The following is a 24831-nucleotide window of genomic DNA, read 5'->3' on the forward strand; positions in this document are numbered from 1 at the left end:
TTGTATCACCGTTACTGCAGTTGGAAAAAGCGTCGGCACGATGCCGGGATAAACAGCAGCGCCAGCACCAGCAGGTCCGGCAGCTTCTGCATCACCAGCGAACGGAGAATTTCCCGCTTCGATTCGCCGGCAATGCTAAAGAGTTCCGGGTAGCCGTAGCCCAGCGAGGCGGCCCACAGATAGCCGCTGACGATAATCTGCGTCAGCAGATAGATCCAGCGCGCCCGGTTCTGCCCTTTGACCAGTGAAAACGCGCACCAGATTTCAATAAATACCAGCAGCAGGCTTGAGAAGAAGACCAGCGTCAGGGGCCACGTCTGCACGCTGCGGTGGATAAACTCGCCGATCCCCCGCACGCCAAGCTGATTGAGGATCATCAGCAGGTCGAGGGCGCGGATTAAAATAATGGCGAACGCCGCCACCTGCACCAGCGCAGGGACGTTCAGGCGAGCATGAGATGAGCGAGCTTTAGTAAACAATCCCAACGGTTGAGTCTTCCATGAAAACGGCGTCGCACAATCGCGACGCCGGCACCAGGTCTTGCTATCGATTTTAGGGGCTTCAGCCGCGTCTTGCACGCTGGATATCGCGTACTCGCTGCTTTTCTGCGCGGGCCATCAAATACCAGGCGATAAAACCAACAATCCCGACCACGCCGAGGATAAGCGTCGCCAGGGCGTTGATTTCCGGATTGACGCCCATGCGCACGCTGGAGAAAACCAGCATCGGCAGCGTGGTGGCGCCAGGACCGGAAACAAAGCTGGCAATCACCAGATCGTCCAGCGACAGGGTGAATGCCAGCAGCCAGCCGGAAATCACCGCCGGCATGATCATCGGCAGCGTGATGATGAAAAATACCTTCAGCGGCGCGGCGCCCAGATCCATCGCCGCCTCCTCGATGGAGTGATCCAGCTCGCGCAGACGCGACGAAATCACCACCGCGACGTAGGCGGTACAGAAGGTCACGTGCGCCAGCCAGATGGTCAGCATCCCGCGATCCGACGGCCAGCCAATCGCGTGCCCCAGCGCGACGAAAAGCAGCAGCAGCGACAGCCCGGTGATCACGTCCGGCATCACCAGCGGCGCGGTAATCATAAACGCAAAGCCGCTCGACCCGCGGAAGCGGCCAAAGCGCACCAGCACCACCGCGGCGATAGTGCCGAGGATCGCCGCCGCCGTCGCCGCGCAGGTGGCGATAGTCAGGCTCAGACCCACGGCGCTCATCATCGCATCGTCGTGGAACAGCTCGCTGTACCAGCGCGTCGACCAGCCGGCCCAAACCGTCACCAGCTTCGAGCTGTTGAACGAGTAGATAACCAGCATCAGCATCGGCGCATACAGGAAGGTAAACCCAATCACGAGGATTAATATTCGCCACGGCGAACGCACTACCGGCAAATCACTCATCCGTGTTCCCCTATCTGTTTTTGCTGATGCTTGTGGAACCACATAATCGGTACGATCAGCAGCAGCAGCATCACGATCGCCACCGCCGACGCTACCGGCCAGTCGCGGTTGTTAAAGAACTCCTGCCACAGCACGCGGCCGATCATGATGCTGTCCGGACCGCCGAGCAGCTCAGGGATAACGAACTCGCCCACGGCCGGAATGAAGACCAGCATCGAGCCGGCGATAATGCCGCCTTTGGTTAACGGTACGATCACCTGGAAGAAGGTTTTCAGCGGGCGGGCGCCCAGATCCAGCGAGGCCTCCACCAGCGAGTAGTCGATGCGCGTCAGCGCGGTATAAATAGGCAGCACCATAAACGGCAGGTAGGCGTAAACGATGCCGATATAGACCGCCAGGTTGGTGTGCAGGATCTCCAGCGGCTGATCAATGACCCCCAGCCACAGCAGAAAGTTATTCAGCACGCCGTTGCTTTTCAGCAGCCCCATCCACGCGTATACGCGGATTAAGAACGAGGTCCACGACGGCAGGATCACCAGCAGCAGCAGGATATTGCGCGTTGAGGGCTTGCTGTGCGCCACCGCCCACGCCAGCGGGTAGCCCAGCAGCAGGCAGCAAAACGTGGAGATCCCGGCCACCTGCAGCGACTGCAGATAGGCCTCAAAGTAGAGCGGATCGTCGGTGAGCTGCAGGAAGTTCGCCAGATTAAGGGTAATCGTCAGCTGACCGTCGGCCCACTCCAGCAGATCGGTATAGGGCGGAATAGCCCGCGCCATCTCCGCGAGGCTGATTTTAAAGACGATCAGGAACGGCAGCAGAAACAGCAGCGTCATCCACAGATACGGCAGCGCAATCACCAGCTTGCGGCCGTGGGCCATTTGCAGGCGCGTCAGCCACGGCGTCGCGGCGTCCGGCTTTTTCGCCCCTGCCGGTGGTTCTAATATACTCATCGCCCTCTCCTTACACCGTCAGAACGACGCAGCTGTCTGCGTCCCAGCATAAACGGACTTCATCACCCCAGGTTGGCGCGCCTTTGCGATGACGATGTTCGTTCTGCAGCTGGGCGCTGAGCATCTGCCCACTTTGCAGTCGCACGTGGTAGATAGACAGATCGCCGAGGTAGGCAATGTGGATCACTTCCCCGACGGCAAAGTTGTAGCCATCCGCCGGCGGCTCGTCGCAGAGCATGATCTTCTCCGGACGCAGGGCAACCCACACCGGCACGTTATCGACAACGGAAGCGTCGGGGTCAACCTTGAGCGGATGCACCAGCCCCGGAGACTTCAGCACCAGGCCGTCCTCCAGCCGCTCCTGCACCAGCCCTTCAAAGACGTTGACCGAGCCGATGAACTCCGCGCTGTAGCGGGTCGTCGGGTGCTCGTAGATCTCCTCCGGTTCGCCGATTTGCACGAACTTACCGCGATTCATGATCGCAATGCGCCCCGCCATGGTCATCGCCTCTTCCTGATCGTGGGTCACCATGACGCAGGTCGCCCCCACGCGCTCGAGGATGTCCACCACCTCCAGCTGCATTCGGTCACGCAGCTTTTTATCCAGCGCGCCCATCGGTTCGTCGAGCAGCAGCAGCTTCGGCCTTTTTGCCAGGCTGCGGGCCAGGGCCACGCGCTGACGCTGGCCGCCGGATAGCTGGTGCGGCTTGCGTTTGGCAAACTCCTGCATATGCACCAGCGCCAGCATCTCCTGCACCCTACTGGCGATTTCGGCTTTCGGCAGCTTGTCCTGCTTCAGGCCAAAGGCGATATTCTGCTCTACCGTCATATGGGGGAACAGCGCGTAGGACTGAAACATCATGTTAATAGGCCGCTGGTACGGCGGGACGCGCGACAGGTCGACGCCATCGAGCATAATCTGTCCGGCTGTCGGCTGCTCAAAGCCCGCCAGCATGCGCAGCAGCGTTGATTTCCCGCAGCCGGATGCGCCCAGCAGGGCGAAGATTTCACCTTTATAAATCGTGAGATTGACGTCATCGACGGCGTGCTGACCATCGAACGATTTGGTCAGGTTACGGATTTCCAGCAGCGGGGTCAGCGCTTTGGGGGCTTTCATTTGTGGGCGGGAAATTAGGTCATTCACTTAAGCGCTCTCCGGCAAAAACTCACCACCGTATGGCCCGGTTGCCATACATCATTCTTTATCGTGCAGTCGCACCATCCTGGTGCGTTTTTTTAGCCGGGCATACTGCAATACTCCGGCTATTTATACCCTTTTCAGGCCCGGCGAACCGGGCCATCGGGTTTTATTTCCCGCTTTTTACCTTGGTCCACGCGCGGGTGCGCACGCGGTCGATTTTCGGCTCCTGAACCTTCAGGGTGAACAGCTTGGCGAACACGTCGGCCGGCGGATAAATTGCCGGATTGCTGCGGATGGCTTCGCTGACCAGCGGCGTTGAGGCCTTGTTGCCGTTGGCGTAGTACACCTGATCGCTAATCTTAGCGATGACTTCAGGGCGCATCAGATAGTTAAGGAACTGATAGGCTTCATCTTTATTCTTAGCATCTGCCGGCATCGCAAAGACGTCAAAGAACGCCATCGCCCCCTCTTTCGGAATAAAGTAGGAGACGTTGACACCATTTTTCGCCTCTTTAGCGCGGTTTGCGGCCTGCCATACGTCGCCTGCCCAGCCGATCGCGACGCAGATATCGCCGTTGGCCAGGTCGTTAATGTACTGCGAGGAGTGGAAGTAGCGGATGTTCGGCCGCAGCTTGAGCAGCAGATCGGTCGCCGGACCGGTATAGTCATCGGCCTTCATGCTGTTCGGGTCTTTGCCGAGGTAGTTAAGCACGGTGGCAAAAATCTCTTCCGGTGCGTCAAGGAAGGAGACGCCGCAGCTTTTCAGCTTTTCGAGGTTTTCCGGCTTCAGCACCAGATCCCAGCTATCCAGCGGCGCGTCTTTACCCAGCACGGCCTTCACTTTATCGACGTTATAGCCAATCCCGGTGGTGGCCCACAGATACGGCATCGCGTATTTATTTTCCGGGTCGTGCTTAGCGACCAGCTTTAAGACTTCCGGATCGAGGTTTTTCCAGTTGGGCAGCTTGCTTTTATCCAGCGGCTGGAACACGCCCGCCGCCAGCTGGCGCTCGAGGAAGCTGGCTGAGGGTACCACCAGGTCAAAACCGGTGCTGCCCGCCATTAGTTTGCCTTCCAGTACTTCGTTGGAATCAAAAACGTCGTACACCACTTTAATCCCGGTCTCTTTTTCAAAATCGGCCACCGTGTCCGGGGCAATATAATCAGACCAGTTATAAACGTGCAGGGTTTTCTGTTCAGCGGCAAGCGAACCGGCAGAGACGGCCATCAGCGCGCCGGTAACCAAGCCTGTTAACCATTTTTTACCAAAGGCGGTCATATCTCTTATTCCTTCTCAATGCCCGTTAAGCACGGACTTAATATACGCAATTATCCGCATGCAAAAATCATGCATATTTTTTCATTGTCTAAGAAAAGGAGAGAGGACCTCTCCCGGAATGGTTGCCCGCAACTGGAAGCAGCGTCAGAATAACTGTAGCCAGAATAAGAGGCTATAGCCCAGGTAAAATAACGCCTTTTATCAATTTTTTATGCAATATGGGTCTACGTGATAAGCCGAAAGCGGCAGAATGGCGGTGAAAAATTCTTTAATGGCGGGTTAATAGCAGAATAAAAGCGTGTAATACGCAGCCGCTCTGGCAGTGGCTGCGCTATTCACCGGCGAGGCTAGTGAAGAAAATGGTGCTGAACCTCCTGCACCGCGAGATCCTCTTCCTCATCGGCCTTATACAGCAGCTGGTTGGCCGCGGCTTCGAGGATAACCATCGAGATCTGCTCCTCGCCCTGGCGGAAGAACCAGCCGAACTGCTCGAGGGTAATGCCGACGCCCACCGGCAGCGCCTGACAAACCACCAGCTTGGGCAGATTGTCGTCCTGGATATCGAGGAAGGCTTTGGCGGTCAGCGAGCTGGCGTTAATCGCCGAGAGATCCGCCGCCAGAGGCAGCAGCGCGGACGGCTTCACCTCCGCCAGCGCGGAAAAGAGCACCACGTTATCCACCAGATCGAGCTTGGCGTCAAAAATGCCGTCGAAGTTCTGCATGTGCGGCAGGTGCAATGCCTGGCAGGAATCACACTCAAAAAAGCTGATGCCTAATTCGTCGAGCCAGTGACGTAACGTATCCAGACCCGGAACGACCAGAGAATCCATATGACCTGTAACCTCTTGCTGTGGAAAAACGACGTCATAGCTTACGCAAAAAACGCGGCGCATACCATGAAAGTGTCATCAATGCGCGCTATCCGCCCATTTTCAGGCAGAATTCCGGCGTCGCCTGGCGCTCAATCCAGGCAATCATGTGCCCGGCGATATCAACCCCGGTAGTGGTTTCAATGCCCTCAAGGCCCGGCGAGGCGTTAACCTCCATCACCAGCGGCCCGCGGTTGGCGCGCAGAATATCGACCCCGGCAACGTCCAGACCGAGCGTTTTCGCCGCCTTAATGGCGATCGCTCTCTCCTGCTCGCTAATCGTCGCCACCGTAGCGACGCCGCCGCGGTGCAGGTTGGAGCGGAAATCGCCCTCTTTCGCCCGTCGCTCAATGGCCGCCACGACCTCATCCCCCACCACCAGGCAGCGAATATCCCGCCCTTTCGCTTCGGCGATATACTCCTGCACCAGAATATGGGCGTTGAGCACGCGGAAGGCGTCAATCACGCTCTCCGCCGCCTGGCGGGTCTCTGCCAGCACCACGCCGATCCCCTGCGTGCCCTCGACCAGCTTGACCACCAGCGGCGCGCCGCCGACCATGGCGATCAGATCGCTGGTGTCGTCCGGGGAGTGGGCAATACCGGTCAGCGGCAGATCGATCCCCTGACGCGCCAGCAGCTGCAGCGAGCGCAGCTTGTCGCGCGCGCGGGTAATGGCGACGGATTCATTCAGCGGATAGCTGCCCAGCAGCTCGAACTGGCGCAGCGCGGCAGTACCGTAATAGGTGATGGCCGAGCCGATGCGCGGGATCACCGCATCGAAATGCGGCAGCTGGCGGCCTTTATAGTGAATCGATGAGGCCACCGGACTGACGTTCATATAGCAGGAGAGCGGATCGAGGATTTCCACCTGGTGGCCGCATTTGCGCGCGGCTTCAGTCAGGCGGCGACATGAATAGAGCGTCCCGTCCCGGGATAATATGGCAATTTTCACCCTGCACCTCGGCAAAAAGGCCCGTTCAGACGGGCCGTTGATAGCTGACAAGTCTCAACATTCGCGCTGGCCTGGCGCAACGCCCGGATGCCAGTCCGGCTGCAGTTTACACGCAATCAGCGCGTTGCCCAGCCCTGCTTATGCAGATAGTCGAGAATAAACGGGCGGCTCTCTTTAATGATGGTGCGGCGGATATGGTCGCTCCAGGTATCCCGGCGCGCGTTGCTGCTGCGCGACAGGTAGTACTGCGCCAGCTGCTCATCATACTGGGCCAGCACGTCGTCATCGACCGGCTGATAGCCGTTTTCATGGACCAGCATCGCCGCCGGCATGCGCGGCTTGACGTCCGGATTATCGGCCGGCCAGCCGAGACACATGCCAAACAGCGGCAGAACGTGCTGCGGCAGGTTCAGCAGCTCGGTCACCGCCTCAATGCTGTTGCGAATGCCGCCGATATAGACCCCGCCAAGGCCCAGCGACTCCGCGGCCACCAGCGCGTTCTGCGCTAGCATCGCGGTATCGACGGCGCCAAGCAGGAGCTGCTCCGCGAGGCCCAGCTGGGCGTCCGGGCAAATCTGCAGCAGGCGGTTAAAGTCGGCGCAGAATAGCCAAAACTCCGCAGCCTGCACCACGTGCTGCTGGCCGCCGCTCATCGCCGCCAGCTGCTCGCGCAGGCGCGGGTCGGTAATACGGATAATCGAAGTACACTGTAAAAAGCTGGAGCTGGAGGCTCCCTGTGCGCTGGCAATAATCGCCGCGCGCTGCTCATCGCTGACCGGTGCGTCGGTAAAGTGGCGAATGGAGCGGTGGCTACACAGCAGCTCAATGGTCGGCGTCATCTCGTTTTTCTCTGTCTGACAATGAAGAAGGTGTTTTTTTGCTTTCGGTTAGCTGAGGAGCAACGATCTTCGCCATCCGCCACACCAGCGCGATGGCGGCCGGGATCATGAGCAGGACGCCGGCAAAGATCATTATTAGCGCAGCGGTTGGGCTGGCAAAAGGCGCCGGCAGCTGCAGGTACTGATTAAGCGAGAGCCAGGCCAGCGTCAGCAGTACGATGCCGACGATCTCTATCACCAGAACGCTTTTGGGTAACACAGCGGGCGATCGCATCGCTCTCCTCCGGTCCGTGGGCTTAGCGCGGCGAAGTAAAAATCGTCGCGCAACGAGGTTAGTATAACGGTTTAAAAGCAAAGTCATTTATCAAACATAGCCTTAAACCATCGAAGCAAAAGGCAGAACCTTCTTTTACTCGCCGGCAGAACCCGGCATCATAGCGGTCATTCGCCATCCGGCTGAGATTTAAGGAGAGAAATAATGTTTACCGTAATTTTTGGTCGTCCAGGTTGCCCCTATTGCGTCCGTGCCAAAGAGCTGGCTGAAAAACTGACCAACGAGCGCGACGATTTTAACTACCGCTACGTTGATATTCACGCTGAGGGCATCAGCAAAAGCGATCTGGAAAAGACCGTAGGTAAACCCGTTGAAACCGTGCCGCAGATTTTTGTCGATCAGAAGCACATCGGCGGCTGCACCGACTTTGAAGCCTGGGCCAAAGAGAACCTCGGCCTGTTTGCCTGAGACGGTTTAATGCTCCGATGAGTTGCTGCGTCTGGTATCGATCCAGGCGCAGATAAACATAAAGCACAGCGCGCCGAGCGCGCACCAGAATATCGCGCTAAACAGCCACGCCAGCTCCTGCCAGAACGTCCGTTGAGTAACAAAGAAAATCCGCATCATCGCCAGGCAAACCGGCGCCGCCAGAATTGCGCCAACCAGCGGCTGCATCACGCGTCGTCCCGGAGAGAGAGAGCTCGCCAGCGCGCCGGGCAGCAAAAAAAGCAGCAGCCCGAGCTCGGGGTTACCGCCGGCCCGAAAGGCGCCTTTCATATGCAACAACAGCGATAAACAGACCACGATAAACAGAAAAAATCCGCAGACGGCACCCGTCCAGGCACGCTCAGCTTTCACAACATCCTCCTGATTTTGCCTCTAACCCACTTCCAATTAGCCCAGTCAGATAAAGCATTCTGGCAATCCATGCCAATAAAGGCTCCCGCCGGAGTAAATACGATTGTGACTAGCCGCAGCATCCAGGAAGGATTAAACTATCGACTATATTTTTACCGGTTATAACGGGATGCCAGAATAGGGTTCGGGACAACGCGAACACTGGAGCAACCTTAGACCAAATAACCATTTCCTTCAACAACTTACTAGTAAATGAGAAGTTGGTTTTCGTGAATATAAACGTCGCAGATTTGTTAAACGGGAATTACATCCTGTTATTATTCGTTGTCCTTGCACTCGGTCTCTGTCTCGGGAAACTGCGCCTCGGGTCAGTACAACTTGGTAATTCCATTGGCGTTTTAGTGGTTTCCTTATTATTAGGCCAGCAGCATTTCAGTATTAACACTGATGCGCTGAATCTGGGCTTTATGTTGTTTATTTTTTGCGTCGGCGTCGAAGCCGGCCCCAACTTTTTTTCTATTTTTTTCCGCGACGGGAAAAACTATTTGATGCTCGCCCTGGTGATGGTCGGCAGCGCGATGCTGCTGGCCTTAGGGTTAGGTAAACTCTTCGGCTGGGATATCGGCCTGACCGCCGGGATGCTCGCCGGCGCCATGACCTCAACGCCGGTGCTGGTGGGCGCTGGCGATACGCTGCGCCACTTTGGCCTGCCTGCCGACCAGCTGGCGCTTTCGCTCGATCATCTGAGCCTCGGCTATGCCCTGACCTACCTGGTTGGCCTGGTGAGCCTGATCGTCGGCGCGCGCTATATGCCCAAGCTGCAGCATCAGGATCTGCAGACCAGCGCCCAGCAGATTGCCCGCGAGCGCGGGCTGGATACCGACTCCAAGCGCAAGGTCTATCTGCCGGTGATCCGCGCCTATCGCGTTGGCCCGGAGCTGGTGGCCTGGGCGGACGGTAAAAATCTGCGCGAGCTGGGCATCTACCGTCAGACCGGCTGCTATATCGAACGCATTCGGCGTAACGGTATTCTGGCCAACCCGGACGGCGATGCGGTGCTGCAGAAAGGGGATGATATCGCGCTGGTGGGCTATCCGGACGCCCACGCCCGCCTCGACCCCAGCTTTCGCAACGGCAAGGAGGTCTTCGACCGCGACCTGCTGGATATGCGCATCGTCACCGAAGAGATCGTGGTGAAAAACCACAATGCGGTGGGCCGCCGTCTCGCTCAGCTGAAGCTGACCGATCACGGCTGTTTCTTAAACCGCGTGATCCGCAGCCAGATTGAGATGCCGATTGACGACAACGTGGTGCTCAACAAAGGCGACGTTCTGCAGGTCAGCGGAGACGCACGGCGGGTAAAAACCGTGGCCGACCGCATCGGCTTTATCTCTATCCACAGCCAGGTCACCGACCTGCTCGCCTTCTGCGCCTTTTTCATCGTCGGCCTGATGATCGGGATGATCACCTTCCAGTTCAGCTCGTTCAGCTTCGGCATCGGCAACGCCGCGGGGCTGCTGTTCGCCGGGATCATGCTCGGCTTCCTGCGGGCCAACCACCCTACTTTCGGCTACATCCCGCAGGGGGCGCTGAATATGGTGAAAGAGTTCGGCCTGATGGTCTTTATGGCCGGGGTCGGCCTGAGCGCCGGCGCCGGGATTGGCCACGGCCTCGGCGCCGTCGGCGGACAGATGCTGGCTGCGGGCCTGGTGGTCAGCCTGGTACCGGTAGTTATCTGCTTCCTGTTCGGCGCCTACGTTCTGCGCATGAACCGCGCAATGCTGTTTGGCGCGATGATGGGGGCGCGAACCTGCGCGCCGGCGATGGAGATTATCAGCGACACCGCGCGCAGCAACATTCCGGCGCTGGGATATGCGGGAACCTATGCAATAGCCAACGTGCTGCTAACCCTCGCCGGGACGCTGATTGTCATCATCTGGCCAGGGCTTCAGTAATTTTTTGAGAAAAAAATGCACATCGGCAGAACTTTTCTTACGGGCATCAGTCATAAGTAGTGCCACTGCTTTTCTTTGATGTCCCCATTTTGTGGAGCCCATCAACCCCGCCACTTAGGTTCAAGGTTGATGGGTTTTTTGTTGCCTGAATTTTGGGAGTTTTGAAATCATAAAGTTAGAGCAAGATATGAATATGAGTGCAGACAAAATGGCGACAACGCTACGACAACCAAGGTAGCTCTAACCCGGAGGGCCCGTAGATATAGCCAGCGCTGATCCGACACTTCCCACCATACCTGGGACCATAAATATGATTACCGCTTATCCAGTATTTTCCGGAATTTCTCGGTCCATAAATGTAACCTCCTGAAATCCAGAAGCGGCCTGACTCTTTCGGGCCATAAATGTAGTTATTACTGATCCAATACTTACCAGAGCTCATAGTCTCATCCTTCTCGCTCGAGTTACCGACAGATGAGAAGAAAGCATGCTTTGTTTGCCTGAAATGATTTGCAAATAGCAAATTGACGTTCAGTCTTTCCGTTTACATGTCGGTCATGAATCATAAAAATCGTCCGCGGTGGATCAGAATCAGGAAGCGAATTGTTAACGGGATAGTTACAGGGAAGGCAACTATACTGGAAACAATCAGGCCATTCACAAAGTCAAAAACCACCTACACTATAAATAACCTGCATAGTATATAATCAGAATTTGGAGGTTTCTTTGTCTATTGCAATTTTCAACACTGTAGGCGCCGTTGCTGGTATCGGAGGCATTGCTTTTGCTGTTTTATACCTAACCTTTAAAGCAATCATTAAGAACCCAGCACTTTTTCCACAACTCCCCCCAGAATATGCATTTCGTATTTTGCGATTATTAATAATATTGACATTCTTTTCATTAGCTATAGGGGTATCAGCCTGGCTCATCTCTATCGCGATACCTTATTGGATTAATAACCACCCCGTGGTCGCGAGTGAAAAACGTTACTTAAATCAATACGGGGAAAATAATTCAGGAGTAGAGATCGTATATCCTGCAGATTGGATTGAGAAAGACGGAGGTACGGGTGTCCCCAGTCTTGTTCCCCCAACAAATTCAAGCGAAAAAAATCTTGGCTTAAATATAGACATAGCAGTTTACAGCATTCCCCGATCCAGACTTGAGTCATACTCAGGAGCCGATTTGGCTGACCCTAAAAGAGATGCTGCAACGTTAAATGATGATGAGTTTATTGCTTATATTAAAAAATCTACCCAAGATATGATACCAGGTTCTGTAACATGGAAAGGCGAACGACTTGCTAGTGTCCCAGTGAACTCGGACACTAGCCCATCGCATGAATCCACATCAAGTAACGCATGGATTGTTGACTATATATCTGAGAACACTCACTTTAGAGAGTTCTATTTTCTTGAACAACCAGAACTTTACGCCGAACTTCCTGAAGATTATCCTGTAATTGTCATTACCTGTTCGGCACCAGAAGTTAATTTCAGATTAATCAGCGCGTCCTGTGATAAAATTTTTTCTGATACCACCATCATATCAAAAAGCTATTTTTCCGATTAAAAAATCACTTTCCCTAACACTCAGCATTAAATATTAATCTCGACCGAAACCCAACAAATAATGATTTAAAAAACTATACATGAAAGAAATTTCATCCGTATTCAATATCACTACATTCTCTTACAAGCGCTGATTTCGACGAAGTTCAGCCCCTGATGGAATACTGTCATCTCGCAGAAGTAGATAGTTCTCAGATTCACGATCATCAAACTCTCTAAAACTCTGTTCTTCCTCAATCTGCTGGTGCCACTGTGCTGAAATGTTCACTTTGTAGGGTTTTTCCGCCTCGGTTTGTTACACTCACCTTGCATAAAAAAGCCCTGCGCAGCCATGAATCAGGAATCTTTAGATGCTGGTGGCATGCGCACCAGGTAGTAGAGTAGTAATATGATGAATGTCCTTTTAATCGGGTAAATATGTTTATGAACGAACTGCAGCAGCAGGGATTTGAACTTCGTGTTAAAGCTAAAGAATTAGCTCTTTCAGCTTTGGCAAAGCATCCGGATGGACGCAGAAATGGCAAGGGAGTTAAGCAGGCTGAAGTGTTTAGACTCTGCGGTCTCGACTGGGGAGATTACCCTAAAGCCCCCAGTACCCAGCAACAATATTGGGCTGTAGCGTTGCTGCGAGAGCTTGAATCTGAAGGAATGGTCGAACAAGTCGAAGAAAAAGGGCCCTGGCGCTTGAGGTGACACGCTGTGTATGAAGTGGCAACAACGATTAGTACCGCCCCGTAATCGCCACTTTTTATCAATAAATTAATTCATTGATAAAATTACAATATTTTTTCATTAATTTTTCTCACCCTCTCCGCGGCCCGTTTGATGGCGCCAGCGGCGGCGTTCGCCATGACATTTGTTCCCCATAGTTTTGCACTAATGAGGCACAAGCTATCTTATTTAAAGACAGATCTTCGGCGCGCTACGCCTCCCCGGCCAGGCGGCCGACCATCAGGCGAATCGCCTCTTTTGACAGCGGCGCGCTGTCGGTGACGAAATGCAGGGTCATGCCCTCAATAAACGCATCCAGACCGCGGGCGGTCTGCGGTTCGAACCACTGCTCCAGCGTCTGCTGGCTGCGCTGCATCCAGCTCTGCATCACCGCCTTGAGCGCCGGACGGCTGCTGCAGAAGGCATACAGCTGGTACATCAGCTCCATGTTGCGCGCGGTGGTCACCTGGGCGCTAAAAATAAGTTCGGCGATGGCGTCGCAGGCCTCATCGCGGCTGCTCACCTCGGCAAAAAACTGCTGATACTGGGCGGACATCTCAACGGTAAAAATGCAAAATGCCTCCTCAATCAGCGCGTCTATGCCGCTGAAATAGTAGGTCAGCGAACCCAGCGGGACTTCGGCGCAGCAGGCAATCTTACGGTGCGTAACCGCATGAATACCGTGGGCGGCAATCGTGTCCAGGGTCGCGTTCAAAATGCGCTCCCGACGCTGGGGGTCGTTCGGTCGACGGGCCATATTTATCTCTTTCCATTGCGCCCCATTCACAGATCATGATGGGAATAACGATAGCCAACTATTTGCTAACCTGAAGGCTATCCGGTGTATGTACAAATGTACACAAACTTGCTAGTGTTGTCTGCATCTTCTCTTTCACTGGCGTTTACGGATGACAGCGCAAAACTCCCGCAGAGCCCTCCAGCTTCGGCTATGGGCGCTATTTATGTTCTTCTTTATCCCCGGATTACTGATGGCCTCATGGGCCACGCGCACGCCGGCAATTCGCGATCTGCTGGCGCTATCGACGGCAGAAATGGGTATCGTCCTGTTTGGCCTGTCGATTGGCTCCATGAGCGGCATTCTCTGCTCGGCGTGGCTGGTTAAGCGCTTCGGCACCCGCAAGGTTATTCGTACCACCATGTCCTGCGCGGTGGTGGGTATGGCGGTGCTGAGCGTCGCGCTGTGGTTCGCTTCGGCGACCCTGTTTGCCATCGGGCTGGCGATTTTTGGCGCCAGCTTCGGTTCCGCAGAGGTGGCCATTAACGTCGAAGGCGCCGCCGTCGAACGAGAAATGAATAAAACCGTGCTGCCGATGATGCACGGCTTCTACAGCTTCGGCACCCTGATCGGCGCCGGTATCGGCATGGCGGTCACCGGCTTTGGCCTGCCCGCCGCGCCGCACATTCTGCTGGCCGCGCTGGTCGCCATCGCGCCCATTGCGATCGCCATTCGCGCGATCCCCGATGGCACCGGGAAAAATGCCGCCGAGGCCGCTCAGCAGGGGGAAAAAGGCCTGCCGGTCTGGCGCGACGCTCAGCTGCTGCTGATTGGCGTCGTGGTGCTGGCAATGGCGTTTGCCGAAGGCTCCGCCAACGACTGGCTACCGCTGCTGATGGTGGACGGTCACGGCTTTAGCCCAACCTCCGGCTCCTTAATTTACGCCGGATTCACCCTCGGCATGACCGTTGGCCGCTTTACCGGCGGCTGGTTCATTGACCGCTACAGCCGGGTAACGGTGGTGCGCGCCAGCGCGGTAATGGGCGCGCTGGGTATTGGTCTGATTATTTTTGTTGATAACCCATGGGTCGCTGGGATCTCCGTGCTGCTCTGGGGGCTTGGCGCTTCGCTCGGTTTCCCGCTGACCATTTCGGCGGCCAGCGACACCGGGCCGGATGCGCCGAAGCGCGTCAGCGTAGTGGCCATCACCGGCTACCTCGCCTTCCTCGTCGGGCCGCCGCTGCTGGGCTTCCTCGGCGAACATTTCGGCCTGCGCAGCGCCATGATGGTGGTGCTGGGGCTGGTCATGGTGGCGGCGCTGGTCGCTCGTGCGGTGGCTAAGCCGCAGCCTGAACCTGTCATGGAGAACAGCTAATGAGCATCAAACTGATTGCGGTAGATATGGACGGTACCTTTTTAAGCGATGCCAAAACCTATAATCGCCAGCGCTTCCTCAGCCAGTATCGGCGGATGCGCGAGCAGGATATCCGCTTCGTTGTCGCCAGCGGCAACCAGTACTACCAGCTGATTTCGTTTTTCCCCGAAGTGGCGGATGAGATTGCCTTCGTCGCCGAAAACGGCGGCTGGGTGGTCAACGCCGGAGATGACGTATTCAACTGCCAGATGCCGAAAGATCACTTTCACGCGGTCATCGACTTTCTGCAGACGCTGCCGGAAATTGAAATTATCGCCTGCGGCAAGCGCAGCGCCTACACGCTCAACCGATACAACGATGAGCTAAAAGCGGTCGCGGCAAAGTATTATCACCGCCTTGAGCTGGTGGATGACTTCAATAACCTCGACGATGCGATCCTTAAGTTTGGCCTTAACGTGCCCGATAATCTGATCCCCGAGATGCAGCCAAAGCTGCATGCGGCGCTCGGCGAGATGGTCAACGCCGTCGCCACCGGCTACGGCAGCATTGACCTGATTATGCCCGGCGTGCACAAGGCCAACGGCCTGCGCATCCTGCAGGAACGCTGGGGGATTGAAAATCATCAGGTCGTCGCCTTTGGCGACAGCGGGAACGATATTGAAATGCTGCAACACGCCGGATTCGGCTACGCCATGGCCAACGCCGCCGCGCCGGTAAAAGCCGTCGCCGGTTACGATGCGCCGCATAACAATGAGGAAGGGGTGCTGCATATTATCGATAAGGTGCTGAATCGCGAAGCGCCGTTCGCCTGATGCGCTCCCGGGTGAGGCGTCGCGCCGCACCCGGGGTTATTAGCATGCGCTACTGCGGATCGTGGCCGCTGCCGACGCTTTTATCGTGCAGGAAATAGATAATCATCGCCAGCCACAGCACGCCGCTTAGCAGGTTGAACAGGCTGAATATTCCGCTGCCCCCCAGCTCATAGGCATGTTTGCTGACTTCAATCCCGACGGTGAAAATCAGCATTTGCAGCATCCCCATCGCCGCCGACACCGTCCCTTTGCTCATATCGCTGGCAAACAGCGTCAGGCGAACCAGGCCGGCGTTAGCCAGACCAATTCCGAAGGCGTAGACGCTCAGCCCGGCGGTCATCCACAGATAGGCGTGGGTCGACACCACCGTCGCCACCGCGGAGAGCAGCAGGCCAAACATAATCGGCCAGCCGCCGAGGATAATCAGCGAGCGCACCGTGCGGCGGGAGGTCAGCCGCGCCAGCACCAGATTACCGGCAATCAGCGCGCCAAAGATAGGCACCTGCAGCAGGCCGTACTCATAGCTGGTCGCCTGCTCACCGCTGATAATAATGACCGGCGACTGGGCAATCCATGCCAGCAGCGGCAGGCTGACAAAACCGGTGGCCAGCGCCCCGGCGACAAAGCGCAGGTTCTTCAGCACCAGGCCGTAGTCGCGGCCCAGCTCTTTCATCGACAGCTTCTCACCAATGCGGGTGGCGGTTTCCGGCATCGCCCGCTGCAGCCCGAAGAAGGCGATGGCCGCCAGCACGGCAAACAGCACGAACATCATTTCCCACGGCAGGATGTGGACCCATGCCGCGCCGACCAGCGGCCCGAGCAGCGGCGCAATCAGCGCGACGTTAGCCATCAGGGCGGTGATTTTGATACACATCGCCTCATCAAACGACTCCTGAATCGCCGCGTAGCCAACCGCTCCGATAAAGCAGAGGCTGATGCCCTGTAAAAAACGCAGCAGCGTGAACTGCTCGATGGACTGGGCCAGCAGCGTCGCCAGGCAGGTGACGATAAACCACACGACGCCGGTCAGCATGACCGGGCGGCGACCAATACGGTCCGACAGCGGGCCGAGCAGCCACTGTAAAAACATCCCACCCGCAAGGTAGGCGGTCATGGACGTTGGAACCCACTCATTACCGACCTGAAACTCGGCGACCACCGAGAGCATGCCCGGCTGGATCATATCGTTGGCGATATAGGTGGAGAATTCGTATAAAACCAGGCACAGCGGGAAAAGTAGCGCCTGCCGTCCGAGGCGTTTGCCTGAAAGCGAATAATTCTGCATGAAATCTCTTATTTATAAAAAATCGCGCAAAGTTTAATGAAAGTCTTGTCGGGGAGATAGTGAATTGTGAGTGACAGTTAAAAAAATAGCACAACCTTTCTTCTGTCCCCCGCCCCGCGCAATTTTTATTATCCCTGTCTATATTTCGTTTATATTTCAATTAGGTTACAGGCCTTATACTCATTGCAGCCGGCGTGTTAGCAAAGTCGCCAGTCCAAAAAATAATCATAACAAGCTGATAATTAAGACAATACTGCTTTATCTCATCGCCACCGTCTCATAAGGTGGGCGGCTTATTGTTATCGGACCCCAAGAGCCTGAAAGAATGCTGGAAAATATCAACTACGCGCTGTTCGCCGCGATCAACGCCACGCCCGCCTCACCTTCGTGGGCAATTACGCTGGCCACCCTGATCGCCAAAGATTTGATTTTGATTGTTCCTCTACTGACGGCCGCGCTGTGGCTGTGGAGACCGAACCGGCGCCAGCTGGTATTTAAGGTGATGCTGGCCCTGGCAATAAGCCTGGCGCTGTCGTGGATATTCGGCCTTCTCTTCCCCCACGAGCGCCCCTTTGCCGCCGACGTCGGCTATCAGTTCCTGCACCATTCGCCGAATAACTCGTTCCCAAGCAACCACGGCACCATCAGCTTTACCTTCGCGCTGGCCTTCTTATTCTGGCATCGGCTGGGCTCCGGGGTCGCGCTGCTGGCCGCGGCGGCGGCTATCGCCTGGTCTCGGGTCTATCTCGGCGTGCACTGGCCGCTGGACATGCTCGGCGGCCTGCTGACCGCCATGTGCGGCTGCCTGGCCGCGCAGCTGCTGTGGCACAGCGGCGGCCGTCCGCTCTATCAATACCTGCAGCGCCTGTACCGCCTCTGTTTCTCCCTGCCAATCCGCAAAGGCTGGGTCCGCGAATAGCCCGCGCCGGGCGGCCCCTCGTTCGGCGCGAATTGTAGACGCGTGACTAACCCCCTTCCGGCAGGTAAAATTGCCCACTGACGCCCTGCCAACGCAGGGCGATTTCAGCTTAGAGGGATTATGGAAACACGTCGTGATGAACGCATCAGCCAGCTTATTCAGGCACTCAAGCGCAGCGATAAGCTTCACTTAAAAGAAGCCGCAGCGCTGCTTGGCGTTTCTGAAATGACCATCCGTCGCGACCTGAACGGCCATAATGGCCCCGTTGTCCTGCTGGGCGGTTACATCGTCCTCGAGCCGCGCAGCGCCACGCACTACCTGCTTAGCGATCAGAAGACGCGCCTGGTGGATGAAAAACGCCGCGCCGCCCGCCACGCAGCTGGCCTGCTTGAAGCCCACCAGATGGCCTTTTTTGACTGCGGGACCACCACGCCGTGGATCATTGACGCGATTGATAACGCCCTGCCGTTTACCGGCGTCTGCTATTCGCTGAATACCTTTCTTGCGCTGCAGGAAAAGCCCCACTGTCGGGCCATCCTCTGCGGCGGAGAGTTTCACGCCAGCAACGCGATTTTTAAACCGCTGAGCCTGCAGGATACCCTGAGCCATCTGTGCCCGGACATCGCCTTCTACTCGGCGGCGGGAATTGACTGCGAGCAGGGAGCGACCTGCTACAACCTCGAGGAGCTGCCGGTTAAGCACTGGGCGATGAGCAGCGCGCGCTACCACGTGCTGGTGGTGGATCACAGCAAATTCGGTAAGGTCAGGCCGGCGAGGATGGGCGATTTATCGCGTTTTGACGTGATTGCCAGCGACGTCTGTCCGGACGACGACCTGCTGGCGCTGGCGAAGCAAAAACAGATTTCACTGCTGTACTGATCGCGCCCCGCAGGGCGCGACCGGCGGATTACGAGAACCAGCCGCCGAACCAGCCGTGCAGTTTCATCAGCACGAAGTCCATCATTCGGCTAAAGAAGCCGCCTTCGTTGACCGCTTCCATCACGATAAGCGGGCGCTGCTCAATGGTTTTGTCATTGAGCTTAAAGTCGATAGTCCCTACCACCTGCCCTTTGGTCAGCGGCGCCGTCAGCTGCGTATCCTTCAGGGCATAGCTGGCCTTCAGGTTCTTCATCTGGCCGCGCGGAATGGTAATCGAGCCGGCTTCACCCGCGCCGAGCTTCGCTTCGCTGCTGTCGCCAAACCACACGCGCTGGGTGATAAAGGTGGCGTCCGGCTTAATTGGCGTCACGGTTTCATAGAAGCGGAAGCCCCAGGTCAGCAGCTTTTCTGACTCGTTGAAGCGAATACGGTCGGTTTTGGTCCCCAGCACTACGGCAATCAGGCGCATATCGCCCTGCTTTGCCGAGGAGACCAGGTTATAGCCCGCGCCGGCGGTGGTGCCGGTTTTCACGCCGTCGGCGTTGAGGCTGGCGTTCCACAGCAGGCGGTTGCGGTTCGGCTGGCGAATCTTATTGAAGGTAAACTCTTTCTCTTTATGGATGGCGTACTCTTCCGGCACGTCGTGGATCATCGCTTTGGTCAGCAGCGCCATATCGCGGGCGGTACTGAACTGGCCCGGCGCATCAAGGCCGTGGACGGTCATAAAGGTGGTATTGGTCAGGCCCATTTTTTGCGCATAGCCGTTCATCAGGCTAACAAACGCGTCCTGGCTGCCCGCGACGTAGTCAGCAATCGCGATGCTGGCATCGTTGCCGGACTGAATGATGACGCCTTTATTGAGGTCCTCAACCGAGACCTGCATACCCGGCTTGAGGAACATCACCGACGAGCCGCGCAGCGCCGGGTTACCGGTGGCCCAGGCATCGCGGCCGACGGTCACCATATCGGTAGATTTAATCTTGCCCGCTTTCAGCGCCTGCCCGACGACATAGCTGGTCATAATTTTGGTCAGGCTTGCCGGATCGAGTTTTTCATCGGCATTGCCTTCGCTGAGCACCTTGCCGCTGGCGTAGTCCATCAGGACCCAGGCTCGCGCATCAATCGACGGGGCGTCGGGGAGTTGGTCTGCAGCCTGTACCGCAGGTGCAACGAGAACGAGAAGAGCGCAGCCTGCCGCGAGGCCGCGAAGGGAAAAAGCATCATGCGTCATAAGAGCCACCCAAGTATCCTTTCCAAACAAAATATGCCGCAGCACTCTATCGGCGCAGCAGCAGCCGGTGAGTAAAGCGTACAAATGACCTTAAAGAAACAGCGAGTTGGTAAAGTTTTTAAAGTTTACGCAATAACCTCGCGTCTTGCTGAAAACAGAGCAATTTTTTTGATCGCGATTGCCTATATATTAACTTTATTATGGCAAGAAAAAACTTACCGTTCAAAAATCAATGATATAGCCACATTTCAATAAGATACAAAAATTTATGGCAAGACAAATGCGGACAAATGCGGACATTTGGTTGCCCCAAATCATGCCCCAAACGCCGATTTGCCCCAAAATCTGCCCCAAAATTGCCAGCCTCTGCTCTCAAAAAGCCCATCAGGGATGATAATGAAGTTATGGACTGATTTCATCGATGGTCGCGCAGGTGAGTAAGCCATTTCGCCAGCTCTTCAAACACCATGATGCTATCAGCGCCACCACCGCCGGTACAACCAACAGCAACTAAACAACGGTGTTGTCCCCGCGAACATCGCAGATAGTAAACGTCACGACGCCGATAACAGTGACATCGTCCGGGGCCTCACCTTCGATCGCTTCGCCATCCTCGGTAATCAGCGACTTTCCTCTAAGCGTGGCGAGTTCCGCCCCGCCGCCATGCTGGATAAGAACCTGACTGCCCTGCTTTGCCTTAAGGGAGATATCCAGACACAACGTAACCACCCGACCGCTCGAAGAGAATCGTATTTGGCCCGACATTGCATATCGAATTAACAAACAATCGCTGTTCGGTGTAGTCCGTTGCTGGAGAGGGGAAGCCCACGATTACAGCCCTCCATTTGGGTTGTAAAGCTGGTACGTGCGATCGTCACCTTCCTGAGTTGAGACATCGCGGAATGTTGTCACGTAGCCTTCTATCCACTGGTTAGCCTGCCGTGGCGACCAGTGCCAGTTATATCTCTCCAGTTCCTGCAGAAATCGCCTGGTGGTGAGGATGCGCTTTCCGTTAGGCAGGATATCTATTGCGTTACGGCAGGCCGTCTCGATTTCGTATAAACGCGGCATACTTCCCCCTGTCAAATTTACTGTATATAAATACAGTAAACGCATGTGTGCAGCAGATCAATATTGGCAGTGGCTACCAATGATCGGCGCTGACGTAACGCATTGATGCCTCAATTCGACTGACTACATTGAGCAGGGAAATATTTATAAATCGTCTTCACCCCCCTCCTATCACATCGGCCAGCAACACAATGTTTTAACTGCTCAGACCAGAAATATCTGGAAGCTTTAGGCATATTCTTGGAAGATAGACGAGCGCAAAGACGCACACAGCAATGATGTTATGTAGTATTTCCCCCTTGAGTGTGCCTGCTCAAGGGGATTTTTTACCGCCGTATTGTACCGGCAAATATTTGAAAATAGTCTTACCCCCACACCGATCGCATCGGCCACACGCTACTGGACAGGCGGTTAGTCCGGTATGTTTCTCGCGCTACGACTACTTACTTTAACGTCTGGTAATGATCTAGCGGCGAGACGTAAAGCGGCGTTGAAAGCAATTATAGTGACCGGCCGGCGTTGGTACTTCACACGGTTAGAATGACTCTGAAATAAAAAAACATCTTCTGGATAGCGTTCTCTTCTACGAGCAATCATCGCCTCCACTGGAGGGGTTGATTCAACACGTAGCTCCTTCAGGTGACCCTGTTTTCGTATCAGTATCAAGCCACCATCAATATCATCATATCGAATACTCAGCAGCCTTCCAGCGCTTAAACCCGTGTGAAAAATTAACGCCCACAAGTCAGCCCATGTATCTGAGATGGAAACAAGATTGCTGTTAATAGTTAAAAATTGCTCAAAACTTATTGTTTTCTTACCGTTCACGAAAAAACCAAACTGTTTTCAAAGCTGAATGAATTGATTAAGCCAAACGTAACATATCAGGAAAAGTAGTGAAATCTTTGTCTTCAAGTCGCCGGGAGGTACTTGTAGATTGTTTTCACGTCCACGCCTGTCACATCAGCCACCTGCTGCCGGGTGGCGCCGTTATCCATCATCCGATGAGCCCGCTCTATGACATCAGGAGTCATAACACGCCTGCGGCCGCCGATACGCCCCTGCTCTCTTGCCGCGGCTAAACCTGCCCGTGTTCGCTCCACGATCAGCTCTCTTTCCATTTCCGCGAGCGCGCTCATGACGTGAAAGAAAAAGCGGCCAGCGGCCGTACTGGTATCGATGCTATCTGTCAGGCTGCGAAAATGTATGCCCCTCTCCTGCAGCTCCGACACCAACGTTATCAAATCGCGTACGCTGCGCCCCAGTCGATCCAGTTTCCAGACCACCAGCGAATCACCAGGGCGAAGACGGCGAATAGCCTTTCTCAATCCAGGCCGTTTGGCGTTCTTCCCACTGGCTGTATCTTCAAAAATCAGCTCACATTCTGCGCGGATCAGCGCGTTTTTCTGTAAATCGAGGTTTTGGTCACCGGTAGATACCCGTGCGTAGCCAATCAGCATTATGCAACCCTTTGAAAAAGCTGATTGTAAATTGGTGGGGTTATTCGCGTAAACCTGGGTTCAGGCGAAGAGGGTATGGGTTCATGGCTCCTGGCCTTTAAACAGACATTTGAAGGAGCGGTCGCGAGGACTCAACAGTCGAAAAACAGTGAGTCAATGAGCATCATGGATTTTGGCGGAAGCCGGGATGCTTTCGACCTGACATCATACGAAACGTTAGCCAGGGCTCGGGCAACAGAGCTGAGAATTCCCTATCTCGGATACGACCAAATGATGTTTCCAGGGATGGGACTGAAGATTTTCAAATACTGTGATGGCCCATATGACAGATTCCCGGTTGTCTCTATCAGAAATATGATGGACCCTCATGACTCGGAACCTCAGTCTAGCATTGGTGGGTTCTCTAACTCTGCGGCATTGGCGAATAATTCAGAGCGGGGCACGGCCTCGCTCTACGTTCACCACGTGGGTCAGCCGGTTTTATTTACCACGTCAAATACGATTTTTACGGCAGAATCAGTAACATGTTCTGATTTAACTTCCGATATTATTTCTAAAATCAGAGTTAAACAAATCATTAACGTTACATATGATTCTGCCACCTGGTCAGCATTTGTTCTTGGTATTGCTGGTAACACAATTTATATAGAAGACGCGTGGTACAAAGTTGGTGGGAAAGGGACAACCGGCACTCCTGCGAACGGCTCGTTGATAAAATTAGTGCCAAATAATAAAACATGGGGCGCAAATATTATATCAAGCCTGAATGAGGACTCGGACTCTAATTCGCTGGTAGGCATCGAATTAAACACGAGAAATAATAAAGCACTGGCCGCGGGGCAGGGTTACGGATTAGACGTGGTCAGCAATGGCGCATACAATGTCGGCCAGGGCGTTCAGGTTCGTGGTGCGTGTGTGTTTGGATTCAGGAACTACACGCATAATATGTACGGTTTTGCCAACACACCGGAAGCCGGAAACCTTGTTTATGGTTTCTATGACACATCATCAACAAGTGGTTTTTATGCCTGGAATAATGCATACGGCATTACGGCAAAAAATTCTGCTAACTACTCGTTACGGGTTTTAGATAATGATAATGGTTTTCAGACAGGGATGGGACCCACCGGCACCTGGCAACGATTAAAGCTTTATGCGACAACCACTCCCACTGGATCAGAGATCAGCTCTTTCGCCAGTATAACTTTCGTTGCTCCTGACGAAACAAATAATACCGTATCAATGCCGGGCATGCACTCGGGGCACACACTAACCATCAAAAACCGGAGCTCATTGCAGGCATTGACCCTGACAGGTCCATTCGAAGATGGAGCCAGTTCATTTGTTATTCCGGTGAAAAATGCAGTAACGTTTTATTGCGACGGGTCTCGTTGGTTTCCGTTAAATAACTATAAATGAGGATTAAACATGTCTCTTCAGGTTTCAAAGAAAGTAGAAAAACACACCCACTACGTGGGCATATGCCCTGCTTATTCATCATTCATCGATGCGGTGCTTAACATTGAAGTTCTTAAAACTGAAATAGTGGATTATGAAAAAAACACAGCAGCGGTAACTTTTTCCGTGAAATTTGATATTGATAGTGATGTGTACTTAGAATCAACGGAACAGTTTGCCTTTGCTGATGAAGATGACCTCGTTTCCGAGGCCGAAGCGTTCCTGACTAAATTCTATGGTGAATAAAAATGGCGACTAAAGAAGATCTGATGAAAAAAAGCAAGCGCGAAGTTGAACTGGAAATCGAGCTGTGTACAACACGTGAGGCGTTGCTCAATGCGCATATGCAAATCCTGTCCCGGGATAAATCGGCAAACGATAACCAACTTGCCGAAGCAAAGCTGGCGATGATGCTGATCAGGAAGGAAGAGAATAAGGCGGCAAAGGAAGGGCCGGGTGATAAGGCAACCCGCCAGTAATGGCGGGCAGGGTCAGTTTTATTCGCTCAGTACTTCGGTTTCCTTTGCTTCCAGTTCGGCTTTCAATGCCTCCTCCGCTGCGGCCAGCGGGTTCCCTTCGCCGGGATAATCAAAATGATAATCCCGGCTCCCCCGGATATAGCACCCGTCTACCGCAATCTGAAACTGTGCATCTGCTGTACAATCTCCGTTAATGGTTAATGATACGGCGGTATAGGTTACGTCCGTTTCAATTTCTTCCCCCGGCATTTCGACGCCAAGCGCCGGGAAATGTCGACGAACAGTTAATTTACGGGTAATGGTAAATGACATCATTT

28 protein-coding genes and 1 pseudogene are annotated in these 24831 nt (G+C 54.6%); 11 read left to right on the top strand and 18 right to left on the bottom strand.

Translation table 11 applies throughout. The features are described 5' to 3' along the window. Positions 1-11 precede the first annotated feature (11 nt). The 9 genes from MMW58_RS19685 to MMW58_RS19725 all read right to left on the bottom strand — a co-directional run bounded on the left by MMW58_RS19685 (position 12) and on the right by MMW58_RS19725 (position 7711). Complete coding sequence (locus MMW58_RS19685) at positions 12-485, bottom strand: YbjO family protein (protein WP_159237215.1); 474 nt, start codon at positions 483-485, stop codon at positions 12-14. Between the two features lie 76 nt (positions 486-561). Further along, a complete protein-coding gene (potI, locus tag MMW58_RS19690) occupies positions 562-1407 on the bottom strand; it encodes a putrescine ABC transporter permease PotI (protein ID WP_123707153.1) in 846 nt (281 codons plus the stop codon). Next, the gene (gene potH, locus MMW58_RS19695; RefSeq protein ID WP_133597021.1) at positions 1404-2357 is read right to left on the bottom strand and encodes a putrescine ABC transporter permease PotH; all 954 of its coding nucleotides are present in this window, start codon (positions 2355-2357) and stop codon (positions 1404-1406) included. Before potH ends, potI begins: the two co-directional genes overlap by 4 nt. A 10-nt stretch (positions 2358-2367) precedes the next feature. Beyond that, positions 2368-3501 (bottom strand): putrescine ABC transporter ATP-binding subunit PotG, encoded by a 1134-nt coding sequence (potG, locus tag MMW58_RS19700; protein WP_133597020.1) that lies wholly within the window; start codon positions 3499-3501, stop codon positions 2368-2370. A gap of 163 nt (positions 3502-3664) precedes the next feature. Next, positions 3665-4777, bottom strand: coding sequence for a spermidine/putrescine ABC transporter substrate-binding protein PotF (gene potF / locus MMW58_RS19705; protein WP_133597018.1), 1113 nt, complete (start codon positions 4775-4777; stop codon positions 3665-3667). Between the two features lie 347 nt (positions 4778-5124). Beyond that, positions 5125-5607, bottom strand: coding sequence for a type III secretion system chaperone family protein (locus MMW58_RS19710; protein WP_045854609.1), 483 nt, complete (start codon positions 5605-5607; stop codon positions 5125-5127). Between the two features lie 88 nt (positions 5608-5695). Next, on the bottom strand, positions 5696-6598 hold the full coding sequence (gene rimK / locus MMW58_RS19715; protein WP_241721917.1) for a 30S ribosomal protein S6--L-glutamate ligase: 903 nt from the start codon (positions 6596-6598) through the stop codon (positions 5696-5698). A gap of 116 nt (positions 6599-6714) precedes the next feature. Beyond that, the gene (nfsA, locus tag MMW58_RS19720) at positions 6715-7437 is read right to left on the bottom strand and encodes a nitroreductase NfsA (protein ID WP_133597016.1); all 723 of its coding nucleotides are present in this window, start codon (positions 7435-7437) and stop codon (positions 6715-6717) included. Next, complete coding sequence (locus MMW58_RS19725; RefSeq protein WP_041144746.1) at positions 7421-7711, bottom strand: YbjC family protein; 291 nt, start codon at positions 7709-7711, stop codon at positions 7421-7423. Before MMW58_RS19725 ends, nfsA begins: the two co-directional genes overlap by 17 nt. Positions 7712-7915: 204 nt before the next feature. Between MMW58_RS19725 and MMW58_RS19730 the strand changes: the two genes are divergently transcribed. After that, positions 7916-8179, top strand: a complete 264-nt coding sequence (locus MMW58_RS19730; RefSeq protein WP_004859945.1) for a GrxA family glutaredoxin — start codon at positions 7916-7918, stop codon at positions 8177-8179. 6 nt (positions 8180-8185) lie between these two features. Here MMW58_RS19730 and ybjM read toward each other — a convergent pair whose 3' ends face one another. Beyond that, the gene (gene ybjM / locus MMW58_RS19735) at positions 8186-8569 is read right to left on the bottom strand and encodes an inner membrane protein YbjM (RefSeq protein WP_241721918.1); all 384 of its coding nucleotides are present in this window, start codon (positions 8567-8569) and stop codon (positions 8186-8188) included. Between the two features lie 269 nt (positions 8570-8838). Between ybjM and MMW58_RS19740 the strand changes: the two genes are divergently transcribed. The 3 genes from MMW58_RS19740 (at position 8839) to MMW58_RS19750 (ending at position 12791) form a co-directional block, all read left to right on the top strand. Beyond that, the gene (locus tag MMW58_RS19740; protein WP_041147558.1) at positions 8839-10524 is read left to right on the top strand and encodes an aspartate:alanine antiporter; all 1686 of its coding nucleotides are present in this window, start codon (positions 8839-8841) and stop codon (positions 10522-10524) included. Positions 10525-11250: 726 nt separating this feature from the next. After that, positions 11251-12099 carry a hypothetical protein gene (locus MMW58_RS19745; protein ID WP_241721919.1) on the top strand — a complete coding sequence of 283 codons (849 nt, stop codon included), beginning with the start codon at positions 11251-11253 and terminating at the stop codon, positions 12097-12099. A 422-nt stretch (positions 12100-12521) separates the two neighbouring features. Continuing rightward, positions 12522-12791: a hypothetical protein gene (locus MMW58_RS19750; RefSeq protein ID WP_159237217.1), complete on the top strand. Its 270-nt coding sequence runs from the start codon at positions 12522-12524 to the stop codon at positions 12789-12791. Positions 12792-13020: 229 nt separating this feature from the next. On the opposite strand, the gene MMW58_RS19755 is transcribed toward MMW58_RS19750, so the two are convergent. Then, entirely contained in the window at positions 13021-13566 is a 546-nt protein-coding gene (locus MMW58_RS19755) for a TetR/AcrR family transcriptional regulator (RefSeq protein WP_041144744.1), read from the bottom strand. 151 nt (positions 13567-13717) lie between these two features. Between MMW58_RS19755 and MMW58_RS19760 the strand changes: the two genes are divergently transcribed. Together MMW58_RS19760 and MMW58_RS19765 are read left to right on the top strand one after the other, a co-directional pair. After that, positions 13718-14920, top strand: coding sequence for an MFS transporter (locus tag MMW58_RS19760; protein WP_041144743.1), 1203 nt, complete (start codon positions 13718-13720; stop codon positions 14918-14920). Continuing rightward, positions 14920-15732 (top strand): Cof-type HAD-IIB family hydrolase, encoded by an 813-nt coding sequence (locus MMW58_RS19765; RefSeq protein ID WP_041144742.1) that lies wholly within the window; start codon positions 14920-14922, stop codon positions 15730-15732. The genes MMW58_RS19760 and MMW58_RS19765 overlap by 1 nt, the downstream gene beginning before the upstream one ends. Before the next feature lie 49 nt (positions 15733-15781). Here the strand turns inward: MMW58_RS19765 and MMW58_RS19770 are convergent, their stop codons facing one another. Continuing rightward, positions 15782-17017: an MFS transporter gene (locus MMW58_RS19770; RefSeq protein WP_241721920.1), complete on the bottom strand. Its 1236-nt coding sequence runs from the start codon at positions 17015-17017 to the stop codon at positions 15782-15784. Positions 17018-17342: 325 nt separating this feature from the next. Between MMW58_RS19770 and ybjG the strand changes: the two genes are divergently transcribed. Continuing rightward, positions 17343-17936, top strand: a complete 594-nt coding sequence (gene ybjG / locus MMW58_RS19775) for an undecaprenyl-diphosphate phosphatase (protein ID WP_159237218.1) — start codon at positions 17343-17345, stop codon at positions 17934-17936. Positions 17937-18056: 120 nt separating this feature from the next. Further along, positions 18057-18815, top strand: a complete 759-nt coding sequence (gene deoR, locus MMW58_RS19780; protein ID WP_045854601.1) for a DNA-binding transcriptional repressor DeoR — start codon at positions 18057-18059, stop codon at positions 18813-18815. A 28-nt stretch (positions 18816-18843) separates the two neighbouring features. On the opposite strand, the gene dacC is transcribed toward deoR, so the two are convergent. The 5 genes and pseudogenes from dacC to MMW58_RS19805 form a co-directional block, all read right to left on the bottom strand. Next, the gene (gene dacC, locus MMW58_RS19785; protein ID WP_045854600.1) at positions 18844-20046 is read right to left on the bottom strand and encodes a serine-type D-Ala-D-Ala carboxypeptidase; all 1203 of its coding nucleotides are present in this window, start codon (positions 20044-20046) and stop codon (positions 18844-18846) included. 510 nt (positions 20047-20556) lie between these two features. Further along, positions 20557-20875 (bottom strand): annotated as a pseudogene (locus MMW58_RS19790) (S24/S26 family peptidase). Positions 20876-20877: 2 nt separating this feature from the next. After that, the gene (locus tag MMW58_RS19795) at positions 20878-21117 is read right to left on the bottom strand and encodes a DNA polymerase V (RefSeq protein WP_117263739.1); all 240 of its coding nucleotides are present in this window, start codon (positions 21115-21117) and stop codon (positions 20878-20880) included. A gap of 411 nt (positions 21118-21528) precedes the next feature. Further along, a complete protein-coding gene (locus MMW58_RS19800; RefSeq protein ID WP_074188152.1) occupies positions 21529-21945 on the bottom strand; it encodes a site-specific integrase in 417 nt (138 codons plus the stop codon). Between the two features lie 83 nt (positions 21946-22028). Continuing rightward, positions 22029-22577, bottom strand: a complete 549-nt coding sequence (locus MMW58_RS19805) for a recombinase family protein (RefSeq protein ID WP_241721921.1) — start codon at positions 22575-22577, stop codon at positions 22029-22031. A gap of 75 nt (positions 22578-22652) precedes the next feature. On the opposite strand from MMW58_RS19805, the gene MMW58_RS19810 reads away from it, so the two are divergent. Genes MMW58_RS19810 through MMW58_RS19820 form a run of 3 tightly spaced genes read left to right on the top strand, consistent with a single transcriptional unit; the run spans position 22653 to position 24514 of the window. Beyond that, complete coding sequence (locus tag MMW58_RS19810) at positions 22653-23996, top strand: hypothetical protein (protein ID WP_241721922.1); 1344 nt, start codon at positions 22653-22655, stop codon at positions 23994-23996. Positions 23997-24005: 9 nt separating this feature from the next. Continuing rightward, positions 24006-24281 (top strand): hypothetical protein, encoded by a 276-nt coding sequence (locus tag MMW58_RS19815; RefSeq protein ID WP_241721923.1) that lies wholly within the window; start codon positions 24006-24008, stop codon positions 24279-24281. Positions 24282-24283: 2 nt separating this feature from the next. After that, the gene (locus MMW58_RS19820; RefSeq protein ID WP_241721924.1) at positions 24284-24514 is read left to right on the top strand and encodes a hypothetical protein; all 231 of its coding nucleotides are present in this window, start codon (positions 24284-24286) and stop codon (positions 24512-24514) included. Between the two features lie 18 nt (positions 24515-24532). On the opposite strand, the gene MMW58_RS19825 is transcribed toward MMW58_RS19820, so the two are convergent. Beyond that, on the bottom strand, positions 24533-24829 hold the full coding sequence (locus tag MMW58_RS19825; protein ID WP_241721925.1) for a hypothetical protein: 297 nt from the start codon (positions 24827-24829) through the stop codon (positions 24533-24535). Positions 24830-24831 lie beyond the last annotated feature (2 nt).

The organism is Klebsiella sp. HC6, assembly GCF_022605325.1.
Taxonomy (GTDB): Bacteria; Pseudomonadota; Gammaproteobacteria; order Enterobacterales; family Enterobacteriaceae; genus Klebsiella; species Klebsiella terrigena.